The sequence below is a fragment of the Streptococcus agalactiae ATCC 13813 genome, from assembly GCF_000186445.1.
GTDB lineage: Bacteria > Bacillota > Bacilli > Lactobacillales > Streptococcaceae > Streptococcus > Streptococcus agalactiae.
The window spans coordinates 1,865,974-1,886,198 of record NZ_GL636070.1 but is presented as its reverse complement, the minus strand read 5'-3'; the positions used below and the strand labels follow the sequence as shown (position 1 = coordinate 1,886,198).

The 20,225-nt window shown below is 35.6% G+C and carries 20 protein-coding genes and 1 pseudogene; 20 read left to right on the top strand and 1 reads right to left on the bottom strand.

Annotation, left to right across the window (positions count from 1 at the left end):
• Positions 1-17: 17 nt before the first annotated feature.
• The 17 genes and pseudogenes from HMPREF9171_RS104545 (at position 18) to HMPREF9171_RS104620 (ending at position 16,993) form a co-directional block, all read left to right on the top strand.
• The gene (locus tag HMPREF9171_RS104545; RefSeq protein WP_001029970.1) at positions 18-914 is read left to right on the top strand and encodes an ABC transporter ATP-binding protein; all 897 of its coding nucleotides are present in this window, start codon (positions 18-20) and stop codon (positions 912-914) included.
• Entirely contained in the window at positions 901-1,641 is a 741-nt protein-coding gene (locus HMPREF9171_RS104550; protein ID WP_001217939.1) for an ABC transporter permease, read from the top strand. The genes HMPREF9171_RS104545 and HMPREF9171_RS104550 overlap by 14 nt, the downstream gene beginning before the upstream one ends.
• Positions 1,638-2,722: pseudogene (locus tag HMPREF9171_RS01000000113050) on the top strand (sensor histidine kinase). The gene HMPREF9171_RS104550 and the pseudogene HMPREF9171_RS01000000113050 overlap by 4 nt, the downstream one beginning before the upstream one ends.
• 1 nt (position 2,723) lies before the next feature.
• Positions 2,724-3,314, top strand: coding sequence for a response regulator transcription factor (locus tag HMPREF9171_RS104555; protein ID WP_000772043.1), 591 nt, complete (start codon positions 2,724-2,726; stop codon positions 3,312-3,314).
• 49 nt (positions 3,315-3,363) lie between these two features.
• Positions 3,364-4,068 (top strand): TMEM175 family protein, encoded by a 705-nt coding sequence (locus tag HMPREF9171_RS104560; protein ID WP_001168926.1) that lies wholly within the window; start codon positions 3,364-3,366, stop codon positions 4,066-4,068.
• A gap of 166 nt (positions 4,069-4,234) precedes the next feature.
• Positions 4,235-4,864: a guanylate kinase gene (gene gmk, locus HMPREF9171_RS104565; RefSeq protein WP_000003861.1), complete on the top strand. Its 630-nt coding sequence runs from the start codon at positions 4,235-4,237 to the stop codon at positions 4,862-4,864.
• A gap of 22 nt (positions 4,865-4,886) precedes the next feature.
• Positions 4,887-5,201: a DNA-directed RNA polymerase subunit omega gene (rpoZ, locus tag HMPREF9171_RS104570; RefSeq protein ID WP_000979239.1), complete on the top strand. Its 315-nt coding sequence runs from the start codon at positions 4,887-4,889 to the stop codon at positions 5,199-5,201.
• A gap of 73 nt (positions 5,202-5,274) precedes the next feature.
• Complete coding sequence (locus HMPREF9171_RS104575; RefSeq protein ID WP_000101517.1) at positions 5,275-7,665, top strand: primosomal protein N'; 2,391 nt, start codon at positions 5,275-5,277, stop codon at positions 7,663-7,665.
• Positions 7,666-7,711: 46 nt separating this feature from the next.
• Positions 7,712-8,647 carry a methionyl-tRNA formyltransferase gene (gene fmt, locus HMPREF9171_RS104580; protein WP_000163890.1) on the top strand — a complete coding sequence of 312 codons (936 nt, stop codon included), beginning with the start codon at positions 7,712-7,714 and terminating at the stop codon, positions 8,645-8,647.
• Positions 8,637-9,959 carry a 16S rRNA (cytosine(967)-C(5))-methyltransferase RsmB gene (rsmB, locus tag HMPREF9171_RS104585; RefSeq protein ID WP_001262607.1) on the top strand — a complete coding sequence of 441 codons (1,323 nt, stop codon included), beginning with the start codon at positions 8,637-8,639 and terminating at the stop codon, positions 9,957-9,959. Before fmt ends, rsmB begins: the two co-directional genes overlap by 11 nt.
• Before the next feature lie 37 nt (positions 9,960-9,996).
• Positions 9,997-10,734 (top strand): Stp1/IreP family PP2C-type Ser/Thr phosphatase, encoded by a 738-nt coding sequence (locus tag HMPREF9171_RS104590; RefSeq protein ID WP_000406234.1) that lies wholly within the window; start codon positions 9,997-9,999, stop codon positions 10,732-10,734.
• The gene (gene pknB, locus HMPREF9171_RS104595; protein WP_000614565.1) at positions 10,734-12,689 is read left to right on the top strand and encodes a Stk1 family PASTA domain-containing Ser/Thr kinase; all 1,956 of its coding nucleotides are present in this window, start codon (positions 10,734-10,736) and stop codon (positions 12,687-12,689) included. Before HMPREF9171_RS104590 ends, pknB begins: the two co-directional genes overlap by 1 nt.
• A 158-nt stretch (positions 12,690-12,847) precedes the next feature.
• Positions 12,848-13,543, top strand: coding sequence for a cell wall-active antibiotics response protein LiaF (gene liaF, locus HMPREF9171_RS104600; protein ID WP_000714457.1), 696 nt, complete (start codon positions 12,848-12,850; stop codon positions 13,541-13,543).
• A complete protein-coding gene (locus HMPREF9171_RS104605) occupies positions 13,540-14,559 on the top strand; it encodes an envelope stress sensor histidine kinase LiaS (RefSeq protein ID WP_000716167.1) in 1,020 nt (339 codons plus the stop codon). Before liaF ends, HMPREF9171_RS104605 begins: the two co-directional genes overlap by 4 nt.
• On the top strand, positions 14,552-15,193 hold the full coding sequence (locus HMPREF9171_RS104610) for a response regulator transcription factor (RefSeq protein WP_000357891.1): 642 nt from the start codon (positions 14,552-14,554) through the stop codon (positions 15,191-15,193). Before HMPREF9171_RS104605 ends, HMPREF9171_RS104610 begins: the two co-directional genes overlap by 8 nt.
• A 41-nt stretch (positions 15,194-15,234) precedes the next feature.
• Positions 15,235-16,635: a bifunctional Cof-type HAD-IIB family hydrolase/peptidylprolyl isomerase gene (locus HMPREF9171_RS104615; RefSeq protein ID WP_000339136.1), complete on the top strand. Its 1,401-nt coding sequence runs from the start codon at positions 15,235-15,237 to the stop codon at positions 16,633-16,635.
• Between the two features lies 1 nt (position 16,636).
• Positions 16,637-16,993: a S1 RNA-binding domain-containing protein gene (locus HMPREF9171_RS104620; RefSeq protein ID WP_000689608.1), complete on the top strand. Its 357-nt coding sequence runs from the start codon at positions 16,637-16,639 to the stop codon at positions 16,991-16,993.
• A gap of 46 nt (positions 16,994-17,039) precedes the next feature.
• Here HMPREF9171_RS104620 and HMPREF9171_RS104625 read toward each other — a convergent pair whose 3' ends face one another.
• Positions 17,040-17,816 (bottom strand): glycyl-radical enzyme activating protein, encoded by a 777-nt coding sequence (locus HMPREF9171_RS104625; protein WP_000180539.1) that lies wholly within the window; start codon positions 17,814-17,816, stop codon positions 17,040-17,042.
• Between the two features lie 120 nt (positions 17,817-17,936).
• Here HMPREF9171_RS104625 and HMPREF9171_RS104630 point away from each other — a divergent pair, with 120 nt between their 5' ends.
• From HMPREF9171_RS104630 to HMPREF9171_RS104640, 3 genes are all read left to right on the top strand, one after another.
• Positions 17,937-18,692: a DeoR/GlpR family DNA-binding transcription regulator gene (locus tag HMPREF9171_RS104630; RefSeq protein WP_001080746.1), complete on the top strand. Its 756-nt coding sequence runs from the start codon at positions 17,937-17,939 to the stop codon at positions 18,690-18,692.
• 118 nt (positions 18,693-18,810) lie between these two features.
• Positions 18,811-19,794 carry a sugar-binding transcriptional regulator gene (locus tag HMPREF9171_RS104635; protein ID WP_000764456.1) on the top strand — a complete coding sequence of 328 codons (984 nt, stop codon included), beginning with the start codon at positions 18,811-18,813 and terminating at the stop codon, positions 19,792-19,794.
• A gap of 203 nt (positions 19,795-19,997) precedes the next feature.
• Positions 19,998-20,225, top strand: a 228-nt coding sequence (locus tag HMPREF9171_RS104640) for a PTS lactose/cellobiose transporter subunit IIA (RefSeq protein WP_000402897.1), incomplete at its 3' end; no start/stop codon positions are given.

Genomic DNA, 20,225 nt, shown 5'->3' with positions numbered 1-20,225 from the left:
TAGTAAAGGAGAACCAAATGGCAAAAGATATAATTAAGGTTGATCATATATTTAAAAGCATCGGGCAAAAAACGATTTTAGAAGATATATCATTTAGTATAGCTTCTAACCAATGTGTAGCATTGATTGGACCTAATGGTGCAGGGAAAACAACTCTGATGTCAACTTTATTAGGTGATATTAGTATTTCTTCAGGAGCATTGACGATTTTTAATCTGCCTGCACACCACAATAGGTTAAAATATAAGGTGGCCATCTTACCACAAGAAAATGTATTGCCCTCAAAGTTTACAGTGAGAGAACTCATTGATTTCCAAAGGTGTTTATTTCCAGAAGTGCTGCCAATGTCTCTGATTTTAGACTATCTACAGTGGAGTGATGCGCACTTGCAACAATTTACAGAGACTTTATCTGGAGGGCAAAAACGACTTTTAGCTTTTGTTTTAACTTTGGCTGGTAAGCCCCAATTACTATTTTTAGATGAACCTACTTCCGGAATGGATACTTCCACACGTCAACGATTTTGGGAGCTGGTTGCGACACTAAAAAAAGAAGGTGTCACAATTGTCTATTCTAGTCATTATATCGAAGAGGTAGAACATACAGCTGATAGGATTTTAGTACTTCATAAAGGAAAGTTATTACGCGATACAACCCCCTTTGCCATGAAGCAAGAAAAAACCGAAAAGTTATTCACCGTTCCGCTTAGTTATCAAAAATTATTACCTGCCTATTTGATTACAGAGTGTGAAGCCAAGAGTGATAGTATAACGTTTGTTACTGGGGAGGCTGAAGCTGTATGGAAAATACTGGCAGATAATGGTTGTCCTATTGAAGCTATTGAGATGACCAATAGAACTTTGTTAAATCGTATTTTTGAGACTACTAAGGAGGTAAAACATGAGAATCTTTAAAGCATTATTGAAAATGGAATTTCTTTTGACAAAACGTCAACTTGCCAATCTCATTATGGCTATAGGTATGCCAGTGGCTTTTTTTCTATTTTTTTCAGGATTTATGGGCGAAGGACTCACTAAAGCCATCGAAGCTATCTACGTTCGTAATTATATGATAACGATGGCAGGATTCTCAAGTCTTAGCTTTGCTTTTTTTACTTTTCCATTTTCTATGAAAGATGATCAACTCTCAAACCGAATGCAATTATTAAGACACTCACCAGTACCAATGTGGCAATATTATCTAGCAAAAATTATTCGTATTTTATTTTACTATTGCCTAGCAATAACTGTTGTTTTCCTAACTGGGCATATTTTAAGGCAAGTTAGTATGCCAATAGAACAATGGATGCAGAGCTTTTTATTGCTATTAGGAGGAGCAACATGTTTTATTCCTTTTGGATTGCTCGTCTCCTACTTTAAAAATACTGAACTAATGTCAATGGTAGCCAATATTTGTTATATGTCATTAGCTGTTCTTGGTGGCATGTGGATGCCAATTACAATGTTCCCAAAATGGTTGCAAGGTTTATCAAAGTTAACCCCTACTTACCATTTGACTCAAGTTATCCTTAGTCCGTTTGCTAATAGTTTTGCTGGTTTTTCTCTTATTATTCTGATAGGCTATGGTATTATAATGTTAGTTATCGCTTATCTACTATCTCAGAAGAGGCATTCAATTTGAAAAATAAAAAAAATAACTATGATTTAATGTATTTTATTCCGTTAGTATTTTTGATTTACCCCATAGGAGGGATTCTCTATTATCACTACCCTTTTTGGACTTTATTTTTTACGCTAGCTTTTGTAGGAGCATATTTATACTCTGTTATTATCAGGGGCGAATCAAAGTATCACATGATTGCCTGGTCTACAATGTTGACATATATTTTCTACATGACAATTTTTATAAATAGTGGTTTCATCTGGTATATTTACTTTCTGAGTAATTTACTCGTCTATCGCTTTAGAGATAAATTGAAGTCTTTTAGATTCATTAGTTTTGCTTGCACTCTAGCCACAGTGGTATTTTTATGCTTCTTTAAGGCATCAGACTTTGGTGATAGAATCATGTTTCTAATTGTTCCTATTTTTTGTATCGGTTACATGTGGATTGCTATTGAAAATAGAAATAGCGAAGAACAAAGAGAAAAAATTGCAGAGCAAAATCAGTATATCAATATTTTGTCAGCTGAAAATGAACGTAACCGTATAGGACGTGATTTGCATGATAGTTTAGGACATACATTTGCTATGATGACACTAAAGACAGAACTAGCGTTAAAGTTGTTAGAAAAAAGGAACTATGATAAGTACAAAAAGAACTATCAGAATTAAATCATATTAGTCATCAATCGATGAGTGAGGTCCGTCAAATTGTTTCTAACCTCAAGTATCGTACAGTAGTGGAAGAAATTGATGAGTTGTACCGCTTGTTTCAATTATCTAACATCAAGTTAACAGTTGTTAATAAGTTAGAGACGTCACAACTAAGTCCAGTAACACAATCTACAATCACAATGATATTAAAGGAATTATCCAATAATATTGTTAAGCATGCTGAAGCTGATAGCGTGGAGTTGAGTTTAGTAAGGCAAGGTGCTACTATAAATATTGAGATGATTGATAATGGTTGTGGTTTTACAAACCTTGACGGAGATGAGTTGCATAGTATTCAAGAGAGATTAACTATCGTTGAAGGGACACTAACGATTTTGTCCCGAAGTAAACCAACTCATATTCAGGTGGTATTGAAAGAGGTATAAGATGAAATTACTTGTTGCTGAGGATCAGTCCATGCTACGAGACGCTATGTGCCAATTACTTTTGATGGAAGAGAGTGTTTCTACTATTGATCAAGCTGGAAATGGTGAAGAAGCTATTGCCATTTTATCCAATAAAGCCATAGATGTTGCAATATTGGATGTTGAGATGCCGATATTATCAGGTTTAGATGTCTTAGAGTGGGTTAGAAAATACCAGAATGTTAAGGTCATAATTGTAACAACCTTTAAGCGGTCAGGTTATTTCCAAAGGGCTATTCGTTCAAATGTAGATGCTTATGTTTTGAAAGACCGCTCAGTAGCTGATTTGATGAAAACGATTCAAAAAGTTTTATCTGGGGGTAAAGAATATTCGCCTGAATTAATGGAAAACGTTATATCTAATCCTTTGAGTGAGCAAGAAATAAAAATTCTTTCCCTAATTGCTCAAGGGAAGACCAGCAAAGAAATTGCATGCACTTTATTTTTATCGAATGGTACAGTTCGTAATTACACGTCAAATATTTTTGATAAATTAGGAGTTAATAATCGTTTGGAGGCACTTAAAATAGCACGAGAAAAGGATTGGCTGTGATAGTTTTTTTCCAGTCGAGATGCCATAATGTATTAAGAGGGATATATGTATGCAAAAATTTAAAGAACGTTTTGATACGCTTAGTGATGCAATTTTGGCCATTGCTATGACGATTTTAGTTTTGGAGATAAAAACTCCGACTACGATGGGTGATATTGGTGACTTTACACGGAACATAGGTTTATTTATTGTTAGCTTTGTTGTTGTTTTTAATTTTTGGTACGAAAGGGCACAAAATAGCCTAGATGCTCAAAAGACTAATGATGAAATTATAGCTCTTGATATCATTGAACACCTAGGTATTTGTTTGATTCCTCTCTTTACTAAATTTATGATTTCTTTTGAGAATCATAATTTTGCTGTTATGGCTTATGGACTCTTAACGTTATTAGTTGGTCTCACATCAGACATTATTCGGATTCGTTTGGCAAGTTATGATTTAGTGACCATTCCTAGTGAATTGAAAGAGCGGGTTATAAAAGTCATGACAACTTTTGCCATTCGTTCAGTTGTGGTTCGCTTTATCATTATTATCCTTGCTTATTTTCTACCTGAGGTAGGGATATTTGCATATTTAGTCATACCGCTCTTTATGTTTTGGCGTCGCTCTAGAGCAGGAAAATACTATGCTAAAAAGGGCATTGAGGCACCCTCTTATATCAAGCTTTTTATCCAAATTGGAGAGAGAGTTCCTGAGGATTTTACTAATTCAAGTAGTGGAATAGGTGGGGTAAAAAGACTCTATAAAAAATAATAGGAGACCTTGAAAAAAAGGTTTCTTTTTGTTAAACTAATGAGAAGAAACTTTATTTAGGGAGCAATTTATGAATTGCTATAAAAGTTAATAGTTAAGGTAAGAACCAGATTGTTCTGGTCTTTTTAACACTTAACACCCGATCTATTAATTTGAGGAGTGTGTAATGTCTGAACGTGGTTTGCTAATTGTTTTCTCAGGACCATCTGGTGTTGGTAAGGGGACAGTTAGGCAAGAAATTTTTTCAACCCCTGACCATAAATTTGATTATTCCGTTTCAATGACTACTCGTCCACAACGCCCAGGCGAAGTTGATGGAGTTGATTATTTCTTCCGTACACGTGAAGAGTTTGAAGCGTTGATTAAAGAAGGTCAAATGCTTGAGTATGCGGAGTATGTTGGTAACTACTATGGAACTCCTTTAAGTTATGTCAACGAGACTTTAGACAAAGGGATTGATGTTTTTCTTGAAATAGAAGTTCAGGGAGCGCTTCAAGTTAAATCGAAGGTTCCGGACGGTGTTTTCATTTTCTTAACACCACCAGATTTAGAGGAATTAGAAGAGCGTTTAGTAGGACGTGGGACAGATAGTCCAGAAGTGATTGCCCAACGTATTGAACGTGCCAAAGAAGAAATTGCTTTGATGAGGGAGTATGACTATGCTGTTGTCAATGATCAAGTGTCATTAGCAGCAGAACGTGTTAAACGTGTCATTGAAGCAGAACATTATCGTGTGGATCGTGTTATTGGGCGTTATACCAACATGGTCAAAGAAACTGATAAAAAATTAAGTTAAAAATAGAAAAGAGAATTGCCTTATGATGTTAAAACCTTCTATCGACACTTTGTTGGATAAAGTTCCTTCAAAATATTCTTTAGTTATTTTACAAGCTAAGCGTGCTCATGAATTGGAAGCTGGTGAGAAAGCCACTCAAGATTTTAAATCTGTGAAATCAACACTTCGCGCTTTAGAAGAAATCGAGTCAGGTAATGTTGTAATTCACCCAGATCCATCAGCAAAACGTGCCTCAGTTCGCGCTCGTATCGAAGCTGAACGCCTTGCTAAAGAAGAAGAAGAACGTAAAATCAAAGAGCAAATTGCTAAAGAAAAAGAAGACGGCGAAAAAATTTAAGCAAGTCAAAGGTGAGAGGTTGAAACATTCTGTATCAGCCTCTTTTCATATTTTAGAGAATTAGGGAGGGTTTATGGCAAGAAAATTAGCACAGATTATTGTTGATATTCCTCTGATGCAGACAGATAAACCATTTTCGTATGCCATTCCTAAAGATTTGGAAGATTTGGTACAAGTAGGAGTACGCGTTCATGTTCCTTTTGGAAGAGGGAATCGTCTTTTGCAAGGCTTTGTTGTCGGTTTCAGAGATGATGATGAATTAGAGACTAAGGATATTGCGGGGGTCCTAGATTTTGAACCTGTTTTAAATCAGGAACAACTAGACTTAGCTGATCAGATGCGCCATACTGTCTTTTCTTATAAAATATCTATTTTGAAATCAATGTTACCAAGTCTTTTGAATTCGCAATATGATAAACTCTTGTTAGCAACAGACACATTACCATCAGAAGATAGAGAAGATCTATTTGGTCATAAAACGGAAATTGTCTTTTCAAGTTTGTCTTCTCAAGACGCTAAAAAAGCAGGCAGATTAATTCAAAAAGGTTTCATAGAAGTTCAATATTTAGCCAAAGATAAGAAAACAATAAAAACAGAAAAGATTTACAAAATCAACAGAACTCTGTTAGAAGAGAGTCAAATAGCAGCAAGAGCGAAAAAGAGACTGGAGTTGAAAGAATTCCTGTTAGAAAATCCTCAACCAGGGCACCTCACAGCTTTAAACAAACAATTTTCATCTCCTGTGGTTAATTTTTTCAGAGAAGAAGGAATCATTGAGGTCATTGAAAAAGAAGCTAGTAGATCTGATAATTATTTTAAAGGAATCCTAAAAACGGATTTTTTGGATTTAAATCAGGAACAAGCTAAAGTAGTTAAAATAGTTGTTGACCGAATTGGTAAGGATCAGAATAAACCCTTCTTGTTGGAGGGGATTACAGGGTCTGGTAAGACAGAGGTATATCTTCATATCATTGATAACGTTTTAAAGTTGGGAAAAACAGCGATTGTTCTCGTTCCAGAAATTTCTTTAACTCCCCAGATGACGAATCGTTTTATTTCTCGTTTTGGAAAGCAAGTTGCTATTATGCACTCGGGCTTGTCAGAAGGTGAAAAATTTGATGAGTGGCAAAAGATAAAATCAGGTCAAGCTAAAGTTGTCGTTGGAGCTCGTTCAGCAATTTTTGCTCCTTTGGAAAATATCGGAGCCATCATTATAGATGAGGAACATGAATCAACTTATAAGCAAGAATCTAACCCAAGGTATCATGCGCGCGATGTGGCCTTGCTACGTGCAGAATATCATAAAGCTGTGTTACTAATGGGATCAGCAACTCCAAGTATCGAAAGCCGAGCTAGAGCTAGTCGGGATGTTTATAAATTTTTAGAATTAAAACATCGTGCTAATCCTAAAGCACGTATTCCTCAGGTTGAAATTATTGATTTTAGAAATTTTATTGGTCAACAAGAAGTTAGTAATTTCACACCATATTTACTAGATAAAATCCGAGATAGATTAGATAAGAAAGAGCAAGTGGTTCTTATGCTCAATCGTAGAGGTTATTCTAGTTTTATTATGTGTCGAGACTGCGGCTACGTTGATCAATGTCCTAATTGTGACATTTCTCTGACTTTACATATGGCTACAAAGACCATGAATTGTCATTATTGTGGGTTTGAAAAGCCTATTCCAAGAACATGTCCAAATTGCAATAGTAAAAGTATCTCTTACTATGGTACTGGAACCCAAAAAGCTTATGAAGAACTTTTGAAAGTTATCCCAGACGCAAAGATTTTACGGATGGATGTTGATACGACAAGGCAAAAAGGCGGTCATGAGTCTATTTTGAAGCGTTTTGGAAATCATGAAGCTGATATTTTATTGGGAACACAGATGATTGCTAAGGGATTGGATTTTCCAAATGTTACTTTAGTTGGAGTACTAAATGCAGATACTTCTCTGAATTTACCTGATTTTCGATCATCAGAGCGAACTTTTCAGCTATTAACTCAAGTGGCTGGACGTGCTGGACGTGCTGAAAAAGAAGGAGAGGTTGTCATTCAAACTTATAATCCTAATCATTATGCTATTCAATTAGCCCAAAAGCAAGATTTTGAAGCTTTTTATCAATATGAAATGAATATCCGTCGACAACTTGGTTATCCTCCTTATTATTTTACAGTTGGTTTAACATTATCGCATAAAGATGAAGAGTGGTTAATACGAAAATCTTATGAAGTATTAAGTTTATTGAAGCAAGGCTTTAGTGATAAAGTAAAGTTGTTAGGTCCAACGCCAAAACCAATTGCAAGAACACATAACCTTTATCACTACCAAATTATTATCAAGTATCGATTTGAGGACAACCTTGAACTTGTTTTGAATCGCTTATTAGACATGACTCAAGACAAGGAGAATAGAGATCTTCGCTTAGCAATAGACCACGAACCGCAAAATATGATGTAGAATAGTGCTATGATATAATTGAGAAAAGAAAGACGAGGAAAAAGCAATGACAAAATTATTATTCATGGGGACCCCTGATTTTTCAGCGACGGTTTTAAAAGGTATTTTAGCAGATGGTAAGTATGATGTTTTAGCTGTTGTGACGCAACCAGATCGTGCTGTAGGTCGTAAAAAAGAAATTAAAATGACCCCTGTAAAAGAAGTGGCCTTGGAAAACAACATTCCTGTGTATCAGCCGGAAAAACTATCTGGAAGTCCAGAATTAGAGCAACTAATGCCCCTAGGTGCAGATGGTATTGTAACAGCTGCTTTTGGTCAATTCTTACCAACAAAGCTTTTGGAATCGGTAGGTTTTGCAATTAATGTACATGCTTCTCTATTGCCAAAATATCGTGGTGGGGCACCAATTCATTATGCCATTATTAATGGCGAAAAAGAAGCTGGGGTTACCATCATGGAAATGGTTGCAAAGATGGATGCAGGGGATATGGTATCAAAAGCTTCCGTTGAGATAACTGATGAAGACAATGTAGGGACAATGTTTGATAGACTCGCCGTTGTTGGTCGTGACCTTTTATTAGATACGCTTCCAGGTTATCTATCAGGTGATATTAAGCCGATACCACAAAATGAAGAAGAGGTAAGTTTTTCTCCTAATATTAGTCCAGATGAAGAGAGAATTGATTGGAATAAATCATCGCGCGACATTTTTAACCATGTTCGAGGGATGTATCCATGGCCAGTTGCACATACCCTTTTGGAAGGAAATCGTTTTAAACTTTATGAAGTAACAATGTCAGAAGGAAAGGGCTCACCGGGTCAAGTGATCGCTAAGACAAAGAACTCATTGACAGTAGCAACTGGTGACGGAGCTATTGAACTCAAATCAGTTCAACCAGCAGGGAAACCTCGTATGGATATAAAAGCCTTTTTAAATGGTGTTGGTCGTAATTTAGAAATAGGAGATAAATTTGGCGAATGATTGGAAAAAGAGTGCGCGTGGTTTAGCTTTAATGACTTTAGAAGAAGTTTTTGATAAAGGAGCTTATTCTAATATCGCACTTAATAAGAGTTTAAAAAAATCTAGACTATCAGATAAAGATCGTGCCTTAGTAACAGAAATTGTCTATGGAACTGTGGCTAGAAAAATAACGCTAGAATGGTATCTATCACACTTTATAGTTGATCGTGATAAGCTTGAATTATGGGTATATCATCTCTTGCTACTGAGCCTTTATCAACTACTCTATCTGGACAACATCCCAGATCACGCTATTGTTAATGATGCTGTCACTATTGCTAAGAATCGAGGCAATAAAAAGGGTGCTGAAAAGTTAATTAATGCCGTTTTACGAAGAGTAAGTTCGGAGACGCTCCCTGAAATTGCATCAATAAAACGCCAAAACAAACGTTACTCTGTTGCTTATTCCATGCCAGTGTGGCTCGTAAAAAAATTAAATGACCAATATGGTGAGACAAGAGCTTTAGCTATTATGGAGAGTTTATTTGAGCGAAATAAAGCCAGTCTTCGTGTGACTGACTTATCGCAAAAACAAACTATTAAAGAAACTTTAAATGTTAGAGATTCACATATTGCAGAGACAGCTTTAGTTGCAGACTCAGGAAATTTTGCATCGACATCATTTTTCCAAGATGGCCTCATTACTATCCAAGATGAATCTAGTCAATTAGTTGCTCCAACACTCAAAGTCTCAGGTAATGACCAAGTATTGGATGCATGTAGTGCACCAGGAGGGAAAACAAGTCATATCGCCTCATATTTGACTACAGGGGCAGTAACTGCTTTAGATTTGTATGATCATAAATTGGAATTGGTTATGGAAAATGCAAAACGCCTAGGTCTGTCAGATAAGATAAAAACTAAAAAGTTAGATGCAAGTAAAGCTCATGAGTATTTTCCTGAGGATACTTTTGACAAAATTTTAGTAGACGCACCTTGTTCAGGTATCGGGCTAATTCGCCGTAAACCAGATATTAAGTACAATAAAGCTAATCAAGACTTTGAAGCCCTCCAAGAGATTCAATTGTCTATCCTATCTAGCGTTTGTCAAACGCTACGTAAAGGTGGTATAATAACCTATAGCACTTGTACCATTTTTGAGGAAGAAAATTTTCAAGTTATTGAAAAATTCTTAGCAAACCACCCCAATTTTGAGCAAGTAGAACTGAGTCATACACAAGAGGATATTGTAAAGAGAGGCTGTATTAGTATAAGTCCTGAACAATATCATACAGATGGCTTTTTTATTGGACAAGTCAAACGTATCTTGTAGTGTCTAGGAGGAAACTGACATCGTCAGAAAAAAATATATGGAAATATCTCTTTTAACAGATATTGGGCAACGTCGTTCCAATAATCAAGATTTTATTAATCAATTTGAAAATAAAGCCGGCGTCCCACTAATCATCTTAGCAGATGGTATGGGAGGACATCGTGCAGGAAATATTGCTAGCGAGATGACTGTAACTGATCTAGGAAGTGATTGGGCGGAGACAGATTATTCTGAGTTATCAGAAATTCGTGATTGGATGCTTGTCTCTATCGAAACTGAGAATCGCAAAATATATGAATTAGGTCAGTCAGATGATTACAAAGGTATGGGAACTACCATTGAAGCAGTTGCCATTGTAGGAGATAATATTATTTTCGCACATGTAGGAGATTCACGTATCGGTATCGTTCGTCAAGGAGAGTATCATTTATTGACGAGTGATCATTCTCTTGTTAATGAATTGGTAAAAGCTGGCCAATTAACAGAAGAAGAAGCTGCTAGTCATCCTCAAAAAAATATTATTACGCAATCAATTGGTCAAGCCAATCCAGTCGAACCTGATTTAGGAGTTCATCTACTTGAAGAAGGTGACTACCTTGTAGTTAATAGTGATGGACTAACTAATATGTTGAGTAATGCCGATATTGCTACAGTACTAACACAAGAAAAAACCTTAGATGATAAGAATCAAGATTTAATCACTCTAGCAAACCATAGAGGAGGTCTTGATAATATCACTGTGGCACTAGTTTACGTTGAAAGTGAGGCGGTTTAATGATTCAGATTGGCAAATTATTTGCTGGTCGTTATCGGATCCTTAAATCAATCGGACGAGGTGGAATGGCGGATGTTTATCTAGCTCGAGATCTAATTTTAGATAATGAAGAGGTCGCAATAAAAGTATTGCGAACCAATTATCAAACAGATCAGATTGCGGTTGCTCGCTTCCAGAGAGAAGCACGAGCAATGGCTGAGCTGACACATCCTAATATTGTCGCTATTCGTGATATAGGTGAAGAAGACGGACAGCAGTTCTTAGTAATGGAATATGTTGATGGATTCGATTTAAAAAAGTATATTCAAGACAATGCACCTCTATCAAATAATGAAGTTGTTCGAATCATGAATGAAGTCCTTTCAGCCATGTCACTGGCACATCAGAAAGGTATCGTACACCGTGATTTAAAACCTCAAAATATTTTATTAACTAAAAAAGGGACTGTAAAAGTTACAGATTTCGGTATTGCGGTAGCGTTTGCTGAAACTAGTTTAACGCAAACGAATTCTATGTTAGGTAGTGTTCATTATTTATCGCCAGAGCAGGCGCGTGGTTCAAAAGCGACTGTTCAGAGTGACATTTATGCCATGGGAATCATGCTTTTTGAAATGTTAACTGGCCATATTCCTTATGATGGGGATAGTGCAGTTACTATTGCCCTACAGCACTTCCAAAAACCACTACCATCAATCCTTGCAGAAAATAAAAGCGTTCCACAAGCTTTGGAAAACATTGTCATTAAAGCAACAGCTAAAAAGCTAACAGATCGCTATAAGACAACTTATGAGATGGGACGTGATTTATCAACTGCTCTAAGCTCGACACGTCATCGTGAACCAAAACTTGTTTTTAATGATACTGAGAGTACTAAGACACTACCAAAAGTAACATCTACAGTATCATCTTTAACGACAGAACAACTGTTGCGTAATCAAAAACAGGCCAAAACAACAGAAAAAATAACTCCTGATTCTGCGAGTAACGATAAAACGAAGTCTAAAAAGAAGGCTTCTCATCGACTTCTTGGTACAATCATGAAATTATTCTTTGCACTCTGTGTTGTAGGAATAATTGTATTTGCTTATAAAATTTTAGTAAGTCCTACGACTATTCGTGTTCCAGATGTTAGCAACAAAACAGTAGCTCAAGCAAAAATGACATTGGAAAATTCTGGATTGAAAGTAGGAGCTATTCGTAATATTGAGAGTGATAGTGTCTCAGAAGGACTTGTCGTAAAAACAGACCCTGCTGCAGGACGTTCTCGCAGAGAAGGGGCTAAAGTTAATCTTTATATTGCCACTCCAAACAAGAGTTTCACTCTAGGTAATTATAAGGAACATAATTACAAAGATATCCTCAAAGATCTTCAAGGCAAAGGTGTTAAAAAATCTTTAATCAAGGTTAAGCGTAAAATTAATAATGATTATACTACTGGTACAATCTTAGCACAGTCGCTTCCAGAAGGAACATCTTTTAATCCTGATGGTAATAAGAAATTAACACTTACGGTTGCTGTTAATGATCCAATGATTATGCCTGATGTAACAGGTATGACAGTTGGAGAAGTAATAGAAACCTTGACAGACCTCGGATTAGATGCAGATAATCTTGTCTTCTATCAAATGCAAAATGGCGTTTATCAAGCAGTAGTAACACCTCCATCTTCAAGTAAGATAGCAAGTCAGGATCCTTATTACGGAGGAGAAGTTGGATTAAGGAGAGGAGATAAAGTTAAGCTGTATCTTCTTGGTTCTAAAACAACAAATAACTCATCATCTACGCCAATAGATTCTTCGGCTTCAAGCTCAACAGGAACAACTACCTCGGATTCTGTAAGCTCATCAACGGATGCTAGCACTTCTGATAGTAGTAGCACTTCTACAAGTAGTTCAACACTACCAAGTGATAGTACAACTAATACAGGAACAGCTAACAATCCATTAACTCAATAAAATTAAAAAGAAGATGTTAAAGTCTTCTTTTTAATTTGCTATGGTAGAGACCATGCCTAGAAAGGTTCTGCCAATATGCCAAATTTTCCTCTCAATAATGGTGCAAAGTATAGGGCTTTTTGATAAAATACGTCATATAGAGTAATGGAAGGATTATTATGAAAAAATTTCAGTTTTTTCTACTTGTTGAAGCCGTTGTCTTAGTTATGGGATTAATGAAAATTTTATCAGATGACTGGACAAGTTTTATTTTTATTCTCGCTTTGATTCTTTTAGCCTTAAGATTTTATAACAACGATAGTCGTCATAATTTTCTGTTAACGACAAGTTTGTTATTACTATTTTTAATCTTTATGCTTAACCCTTACATTATTGCAGCTGTTGTCTTTGCAGTTTTGTATGTTCTAATCAATCATTTCTCGCAAGTTAAGAAAAAAAATCGTTATGCTTTGATTCAATTTAAGAACCATCAACTAGATGTTAAGACAACACGAAATCAATGGTTAGGTACTGATCAGCACGAAAGTGACTTTTATGATTTTGAAGATATTAATATTATAAGAATCTCTGGGACTGATACAATTGATTTAACAAATGTTATTGTATCTGGGCAGGATAATGTTATTATAATTCAAAAAGTTTTTGGTGATACTAAAGTATTGGTTCCTTTAGACGTTGCCGTAAAGGCTGATATTAGTTCTGTTTACGGTAGTGTACAGTACTTTGATTTTGAGGAGTATGATCTAAGAAATGAATCTATAAAATTGTCACAAGAGGAAGAATATTACCTTTTGAAACGTGTCAAATTAGTTGTAAACACTATCGCTGGGAAAGTTGAGGTTAGTCGTAAATGAAAAAGCACCACTACTTTTTAGCTTTCTTCTATGGAAGTGTCATTATATTTGCCATTTGTTTTGTCATTATTGATAGTCTGGGTGTTAATTTGGTGCACCTCTATCAAACGTCTCGTTTGTGGCTGATTGAACAATTGATTTTCTCTATTTTCTTTCTATCTTTAGCGGTAACTATCCTTTTATTGCTAACTTGGTTTTTATTAGATGATAATAGTAAACGTCAAATTAACCATAATTTACGTCGCATTTTAAATAACCAATCAATAAATGTTACCGATGATGGTACTGAAATATCGACCAATATTCAACGGCTCTCTAAAAAAATGAATTTAATGACAGCAAGTCTACAATCTAAGGAAAATAGTCGTATTTTAAAAAGCCAAGAAATTGTGAAACAAGAACGTAAGCGTATTGCACGTGATTTACACGACACAGTTAGTCAGGATTTGTTCGCAGCTTCCATGGTTTTGTCAGGGATTGCACAGAATGTTTCTCAGCTAGACGTTGATCAGGTTGGCTCGCAATTATTAGCAGTAGAAGAAATGCTTCAGCATGCACAAAATGATTTGAGAATTCTGCTACTTCATTTGAGGCCAGTTGAATTAGAAAATAAGACCCTATCTGAAGGATTCAAAATGATATTGAAAGAATTGACCGATAAGAGCGACATTGAAGTTGTTTATCATGAATCAATTCTAACCTTACCCAAAAAGATTGAAGACAATATTTTTAGAATTGGTCAAGAATTTATCAGTAATACTTTAAAGCATTCACAAGCCAGTCGTCTCGAAGTGTATCTCAATCAAACAGAGAATGAATTGCAGTTAAAAATGATTGATAATGGTATTGGATTTGATATGGATTCTGTCTATGATTTAAGTTATGGGTTAAAAAATATTGAAGATCGAGTAGAAGATTTAGCAGGAAATTTACAGCTTCTCAGTCAGCCTGATAAAGGAGTTGCTATGGATATAAGATTACCTTTAGTAAATCAGAATGAGGATAAAAATGGATAAAATAAAAATTGTACTTGTTGATGACCATGAGATGGTTCGTCTCGGTTTAAAAAGTTTTTTAAACTTACAAGCTGATGTTGAAGTAATAGGTGAAGCCTCAAATGGTTTAGAAGGCATAAAAAAAGCACTGGAGTTACGTCCAGACGTTGTTGTTATGGATTTAGTAATGCCTGAAATGGACGGTGTAGAAGCAACCTTAGCATTATTGAAGGATTGGCCAGAAGCTGCTATTTTAGTCTTAACATCTTACTTGGATAATGAAAAAATTTACCCTGTTATTGAAGCAGGTGCCAAAGGCTATATGTTAAAGACCTCAAGCGCAGCAGAGATCCTTAATGCCATTCGTAAAGTTGCAAGGGGAGAACAAGCTATTGAAAATGAAGTAGATAAGAAAATTAAGGCTCATGATAAATGTCCAGCTTTACATGAGGGCTTAACAGCAAGGGAACGTGATATTCTTAATTTATTAGCCAAAGGTTATGACAATCAAAGGATTGCTGATGAATTATTTATCTCGTTAAAGACTGTTAAAACTCATGTTTCTAATATTTTGGGAAAACTAAATGTGGCAGATCGAACTCAAGCAGTTGTCTATGCTTTCCAACACCATTTGGTACCACAAGATGATGAATAAGTGATATAATAGAGGCACTATGTTAATGAAAGTGGTTAGTCATGGACGCAAAAACTAAATATAAAGCAAAAAAAATAAAGGCAGTGTTTTTTGATATTGATGACACGCTTCGTGTTAAAGATACAGGTTATATGCCACCATCAATCTTAAAAGTTTTTAAAGCTTTGAAAGATAAAGGAATTGTTGTAGGTATTGCTTCAGGAAGGGCACGATATGGCGTTCCAAAAGAAGTTCAAGATTTAAATGCCGATTATTGTGTAAAATTAAATGGAGCTTACGTTAAGGACAAGGATAAGAATATCATCTTCCATCGTCCTATTCCTGCTGAATATGTAGAGCAATATAAGAAATGGGCAGACACTGTTGGTATTAAGTACGGTTTAGCTGGTCGTCATGAGGCAGTTTTATCAGATCGTGATGATTTGGTAAATGATGCGATTGATATTGTGTATTCTGATCTCGAAGTTAATCCAGATTTCAATAAAGAACATGATATTTATCAGATGTGGACGTTTGAAGATAAAGGAGATAGCCTTCATCTACCTGAACCGTTAGATGAACATCTTCGCTTGATACGTTGGCATGATCATTCTTCAGATGTTGTGTTAAAAGGAACATCGAAGGCTTTAGGTGTTTCTAAAGTTGTTGAACATTTGGGCTTAAAGCCAGAGAATATCTTGGTTTTTGGAGATGAGCTCAATGATTTAGAACTCTTTGATTATGCTGGACTAGCTGTGGCGATGGGAGTGTCACACCCAGAAGCTCAAAAAAAAGCAGATTTTATCACAAAAAAAGTAGAAGAAGATGGCATCTTGTATGCCCTGGAGGAACTAGGTTTGATAGAAAAAGAATTAACATTTCCACAAGTAGATATTGAAAATACAGAAGGTCCTGTGGCTGTCATTAAAACAAATCACGGGGATATGACTGTAAAACTCTTCCCGGATCATGCTCCTAAAACGGTAGCAAACTTTATTGGTTTAGCTAAACAAGGTTATTATGATGGTATTATCTTCCATCGTATTATTCCAGATTTTATGATTCAGGGTGGTGATCCAACTGGTACAGGTATGGGTGGTGAATCTATCTATGGGGAAAGTTTTGAAGACGAATTTTCCGAGGAATTATATAATGTTCGCGGAGCTCTTTCAATGGCTAATGCTGGACCAAATACGAATGGCAGCCAATTTTTCATCGTCCAAAATACAAAAATTCCTTATGCGAAAAAGGAATTAGAACGAGGTGGTTGGCCAACACCAATTGCTGAATTGTATGCTGGACAAGGTGGTACATCGCATCTAGATCGTCGCCACAGTGTATTTGGACAATTAGTAAACCAAAGTTCTTTTGAGGTACTTGATGAGATTGCGGCAGTAGAGACTGGTTCTCAAGACAAACCATTGGAAGATGTTGTTATTTTAACGATTGAGGTTAAAGAATAAAATGAAGATTGGCGATAAGTTAAAGGGAACAGTCACTGGCATTAGGCCTTATGGAGCCTTTGTTTCTCTTGAGGATGGTAGGACTGGACTTATCCATATTTCTGAAATTAAAACAGGTTACATTGATAATATTTATGATGTTCTTAGTGTAGGTGATGAAGTCTATGTTCAGGTTATAGATGTAGATGAATTTACACAAAAAGCAAGTTTATCGCTTCGGACCCTTGAAGAAGAAAGACATCATATTCAGCATCGTCATCGATTTTCTAACAATCGTCTTAAGATAGGTTTCAAACCACTTGAGGAAAATTTACCTAGTTGGGTTGAGGAAGGTCTAGCCTACTTGAATAATAAATAAACAAAAAACCTAGATTTGATTAATGACAAGTCTAGGTTTTAAATATTTAAAAGTAGCAGTGAATATTATACTTGCTAAAAATAGCTTGATAATCGAGTAGATCCTCTGGGTGTAGTGCAGCGATCTCTTCCATTTCATATTGACGATTAAGTAATCGATATTTGTTTTGCCCAAATTGGTGGAAAGGTAAGAGTTGCACTTGACGGATATCTAGGCGATCAAATAAACAAGCAAATTCTTCAGCATCTTCTAATGAATCGTTAAAATTAGGTATGACAGGAATACGTAGCACAATCGTTTTACCGTTGGCAAAAGCATAATGAATGTTTTTGATGATTGAAGCATTCTTAACCATCGTCTTTTCTTGGTGTTTGAGGCTATTGTAATGTTTTAAATCGGTGTAAATAAAATCAACGTATTGGATAAGATCTACGAATTGTTCATGTCTAGTATAAGCAGTTGTTTCAATAGCTGTGTGGATTCCCAGTGATTTAGCACGTTTTAAAATTGCCTTGGCAAATTCAAATTGTGCAAATATTTCACCGCCAGATAGCGTTATGCCCCCACCAGATTCTTCGTAAAAATCAATATCTTTTAAAACCTCTTCAATAATATCATCAACCGATTTTTCTTCGCCCACGATGACGCTTTCATTAGTAATGGCATCTCTCATTGTTTCTGGAACCATTTTTTGCGACTCGGGATTAGCACACCAAGGACATCTAAGAGGACAACCCTTTAAGAAAACGGTTGTTCGAATACCTGGACCATCGTGAATACTAAAATGTTGAATGTTGAATACAATACCTTTTTCATTTGTCATATTATTTTCCTCAATTTCATTTTAAGTATACCTTTTATACGTAACAAAGTCAATTACGAATGAAAATTTATTGAACTTGTTTAATAAATAAAAAATGATAAAATAGAAAGGAGGTGTTTCATGAATAGATTAGAAAATATTATTAGTTTAGTATCCCAGTACCAAAAAATAGACGTTAATACACTCTCGGAGTTGTTGCAAGTTTCTAAAGTAACGATACGTAAAGATTTAGATAAACTAGAAGGCAAAGGGCTTTTGCATAGAGAGCACGGTTATGCAGTTTTAAACAGTGGGGATGATCTTAATGTTAGGTTATCTTTTAACCATAAAACTAAAAAAGAAATTGCTGCCTTAGCTGCAAATATGGTGTCTGACAATGACACTATCTTAATAGAATCAGGCTCTACTTGTGCTCTTTTAGCGGAAAATATCTGTCAGACAAAGCGAAATGTCACTATTTTGACCAACTCTTGCTTTATTGCTAACTATTTACGAGAGTATGATTCATGCCAAATTGTCTTACTTGGTGGTGAGTATCAATCAAGTTCACAGGTTACGGTAGGTCCTCTCTTGAAAAAGATGATTTCACTTTTTCATGTCTCGTTAGCTTTTGTTGGGACTGATGGTTTTGATCCAAAACTAGGATTTATGGGTAGAGATTTAATGCGTTCTGAAGTTGCACAAGAGATGGCGAATGCTGCCGATGAAGTCATTATTTTAACAGATTCTAGTAAGTTTAATCAGACTGCATTGGTGGAACAGCTTCCGTTGTCAACTGTATCACAAGTTATTACAGATAAACATCCAAATTCGGAAATTGCTAACTTGTTCCAAGAAGCAGAGATTACCATTCAATCTTTATTACAAGTACCATAAAAGAGGCTATTTTTCTTACATTTTGCACATTTGTGGCGATAATAGATAAAGTGTCATGTCAAATTGCACAGATGTAACCTTTTTGTTAAACTGAAGCAAATGCTGAAAGGTTATGAGTATGAAATTAGAGCGTCAAAAATTGTTAGCTAAAGTAGCTTACCTTTACTATATGGAAGGGAAAAGCCAATCTGAGATTGCCAATGAATTAGGAATTTATCGTACAACAATAAGTCGTATGTTAGCCAAAGCGAGAGAAGAAGGTCTTGTTAGAATCGAAATTTCAGATTTTAATCCAGAAATTTTTCAGTTAGAATCCTATTTTAAAAGTAAATATCACCTTAAAGATATTGAGATTGTTTCTTCGCGAAAAGATAGCGATACTTCAGAGATAGAGAAGGATTTAGCACATGTAGCTGCGGCTATGATTCGAAAAAAAATTAAAGAGAATGACAAGGTGGGGATTGCTTGGGGGAGGACACTTAGTAAAGTAGTTGAAGCAATGCGTCCTCATCCGGTTTCTCAAGTTTCTTTTGTTCCTTTGGCCGGAGGTCCAAGTCATATTAATGCACGCTATCACGTTAATACTCTGGTTTACGAAATGTCAAGGCGTTTCCAAGGAAGTTGTACTTTCATTAATGCAACTCTAGTTCAAGAAAACGCTAATTTAGCGAAAGGAATATTAACTTCAAAATATTTTGAGGGGCTAATGGATAATTGGGAAAAACTTGATGTGGCAATTGTGGGCGTTGGTGGTAAACCTAAAAGCAATGAACAACAGTGGCTTGATCTTTTAAATCAAGATGATTTTCAATGCTTGGATGAAGAAGCAGCTGTAGGTGAAATTACTTGTCGTTTTTTTAATCATTCAGGTGATCCTGTGAATCAACATTTAGCTAAAAGGACGATAGGAATTACCTTAGAACAACTACAGAAAGTTCCTAATAGAATAGCGGTTGCTCATGGCAATTATAAGGCTGCGGCACTCTTAGCCGTTTTAAAAAAGGGGTATATTAATCATTTAGTTACTGATTTTTCTACAGCCTTAAATATTTTAAGATTAGATAAAGACACCTTTGTGGATACTATGTATCAAAAGAGCTAGGAATAAATCCTAGCTCTTTTAATAATGTTTCTATTACCAAGTGAATTGTTATAGAATAAGCACAAAAGTGCGCTATTGTCATAAAGGGCACAAAGTCTATTGACGATGATTAAGGGACATGTTACATTTGTTTTGCGAAAGAAAATTAGAACCTTTTGTAAGAAAGTTTAAACTTATAAAAAATCATTAAAGCGGAGGTGCTTATGGAAATCATAGTCGCAGACCAAATTATTATGGGGCTCATTTTGAATGCTGGGGATGCTAAACAACATATCTATCAAGCCTTAAAACTTGCAAAAGAAGGAAATTTTGCAGAAAGTAAAATTGAAATAGAACTAGCAGATAGTGCACTCCTAGAAGCTCATAATCTTCAAACACAATTCCTTGCACAAGAAGCAGGAGGGACAAGGACAGATATCTCAGCACTCTTT

Bases quoted from the DNA above. Each gene is read 5' to 3' on its own strand.
- HMPREF9171_RS104575 (WP_000101517.1), top strand. From the start codon at position 5,275: ATGGCAAGAAAATTAGCACAGATTATTGTTGATATTCCTCTGATGCAG.
- HMPREF9171_RS104610 (WP_000357891.1), top strand. From the start codon at position 14,552: ATGGATAAAATAAAAATTGTACTTGTTGATGACCATGAGATGGTTCGT.
- HMPREF9171_RS104545 (WP_001029970.1), top strand. From the start codon at position 18: ATGGCAAAAGATATAATTAAGGTTGATCATATATTTAAAAGCATCGGG.
- HMPREF9171_RS104550 (WP_001217939.1), top strand. From the start codon at position 901: ATGAGAATCTTTAAAGCATTATTGAAAATGGAATTTCTTTTGACAAAA.
- liaF (WP_000714457.1), top strand. From the start codon at position 12,848: ATGAAAAAATTTCAGTTTTTTCTACTTGTTGAAGCCGTTGTCTTAGTT.
- pknB (WP_000614565.1), top strand. From the start codon at position 10,734: ATGATTCAGATTGGCAAATTATTTGCTGGTCGTTATCGGATCCTTAAA.
- HMPREF9171_RS104630 (WP_001080746.1), top strand. From the start codon at position 17,937: ATGAATAGATTAGAAAATATTATTAGTTTAGTATCCCAGTACCAAAAA.
- HMPREF9171_RS104615 (WP_000339136.1), top strand. From the start codon at position 15,235: ATGGACGCAAAAACTAAATATAAAGCAAAAAAAATAAAGGCAGTGTTT.
- HMPREF9171_RS104560 (WP_001168926.1), top strand. From the start codon at position 3,364: ATGCAAAAATTTAAAGAACGTTTTGATACGCTTAGTGATGCAATTTTG.
- HMPREF9171_RS104605 (WP_000716167.1), top strand. From the start codon at position 13,540: ATGAAAAAGCACCACTACTTTTTAGCTTTCTTCTATGGAAGTGTCATT.
- HMPREF9171_RS104625 (WP_000180539.1), bottom strand. From the start codon at position 17,816: ATGACAAATGAAAAAGGTATTGTATTCAACATTCAACATTTTAGTATT.
- HMPREF9171_RS104590 (WP_000406234.1), top strand. From the start codon at position 9,997: ATGGAAATATCTCTTTTAACAGATATTGGGCAACGTCGTTCCAATAAT.
- gmk (WP_000003861.1), top strand. From the start codon at position 4,235: ATGTCTGAACGTGGTTTGCTAATTGTTTTCTCAGGACCATCTGGTGTT.
- HMPREF9171_RS104635 (WP_000764456.1), top strand. From the start codon at position 18,811: ATGAAATTAGAGCGTCAAAAATTGTTAGCTAAAGTAGCTTACCTTTAC.
- fmt (WP_000163890.1), top strand. From the start codon at position 7,712: ATGACAAAATTATTATTCATGGGGACCCCTGATTTTTCAGCGACGGTT.
- HMPREF9171_RS104620 (WP_000689608.1), top strand. From the start codon at position 16,637: ATGAAGATTGGCGATAAGTTAAAGGGAACAGTCACTGGCATTAGGCCT.
- rpoZ (WP_000979239.1), top strand. From the start codon at position 4,887: ATGATGTTAAAACCTTCTATCGACACTTTGTTGGATAAAGTTCCTTCA.
- HMPREF9171_RS104555 (WP_000772043.1), top strand. From the start codon at position 2,724: ATGAAATTACTTGTTGCTGAGGATCAGTCCATGCTACGAGACGCTATG.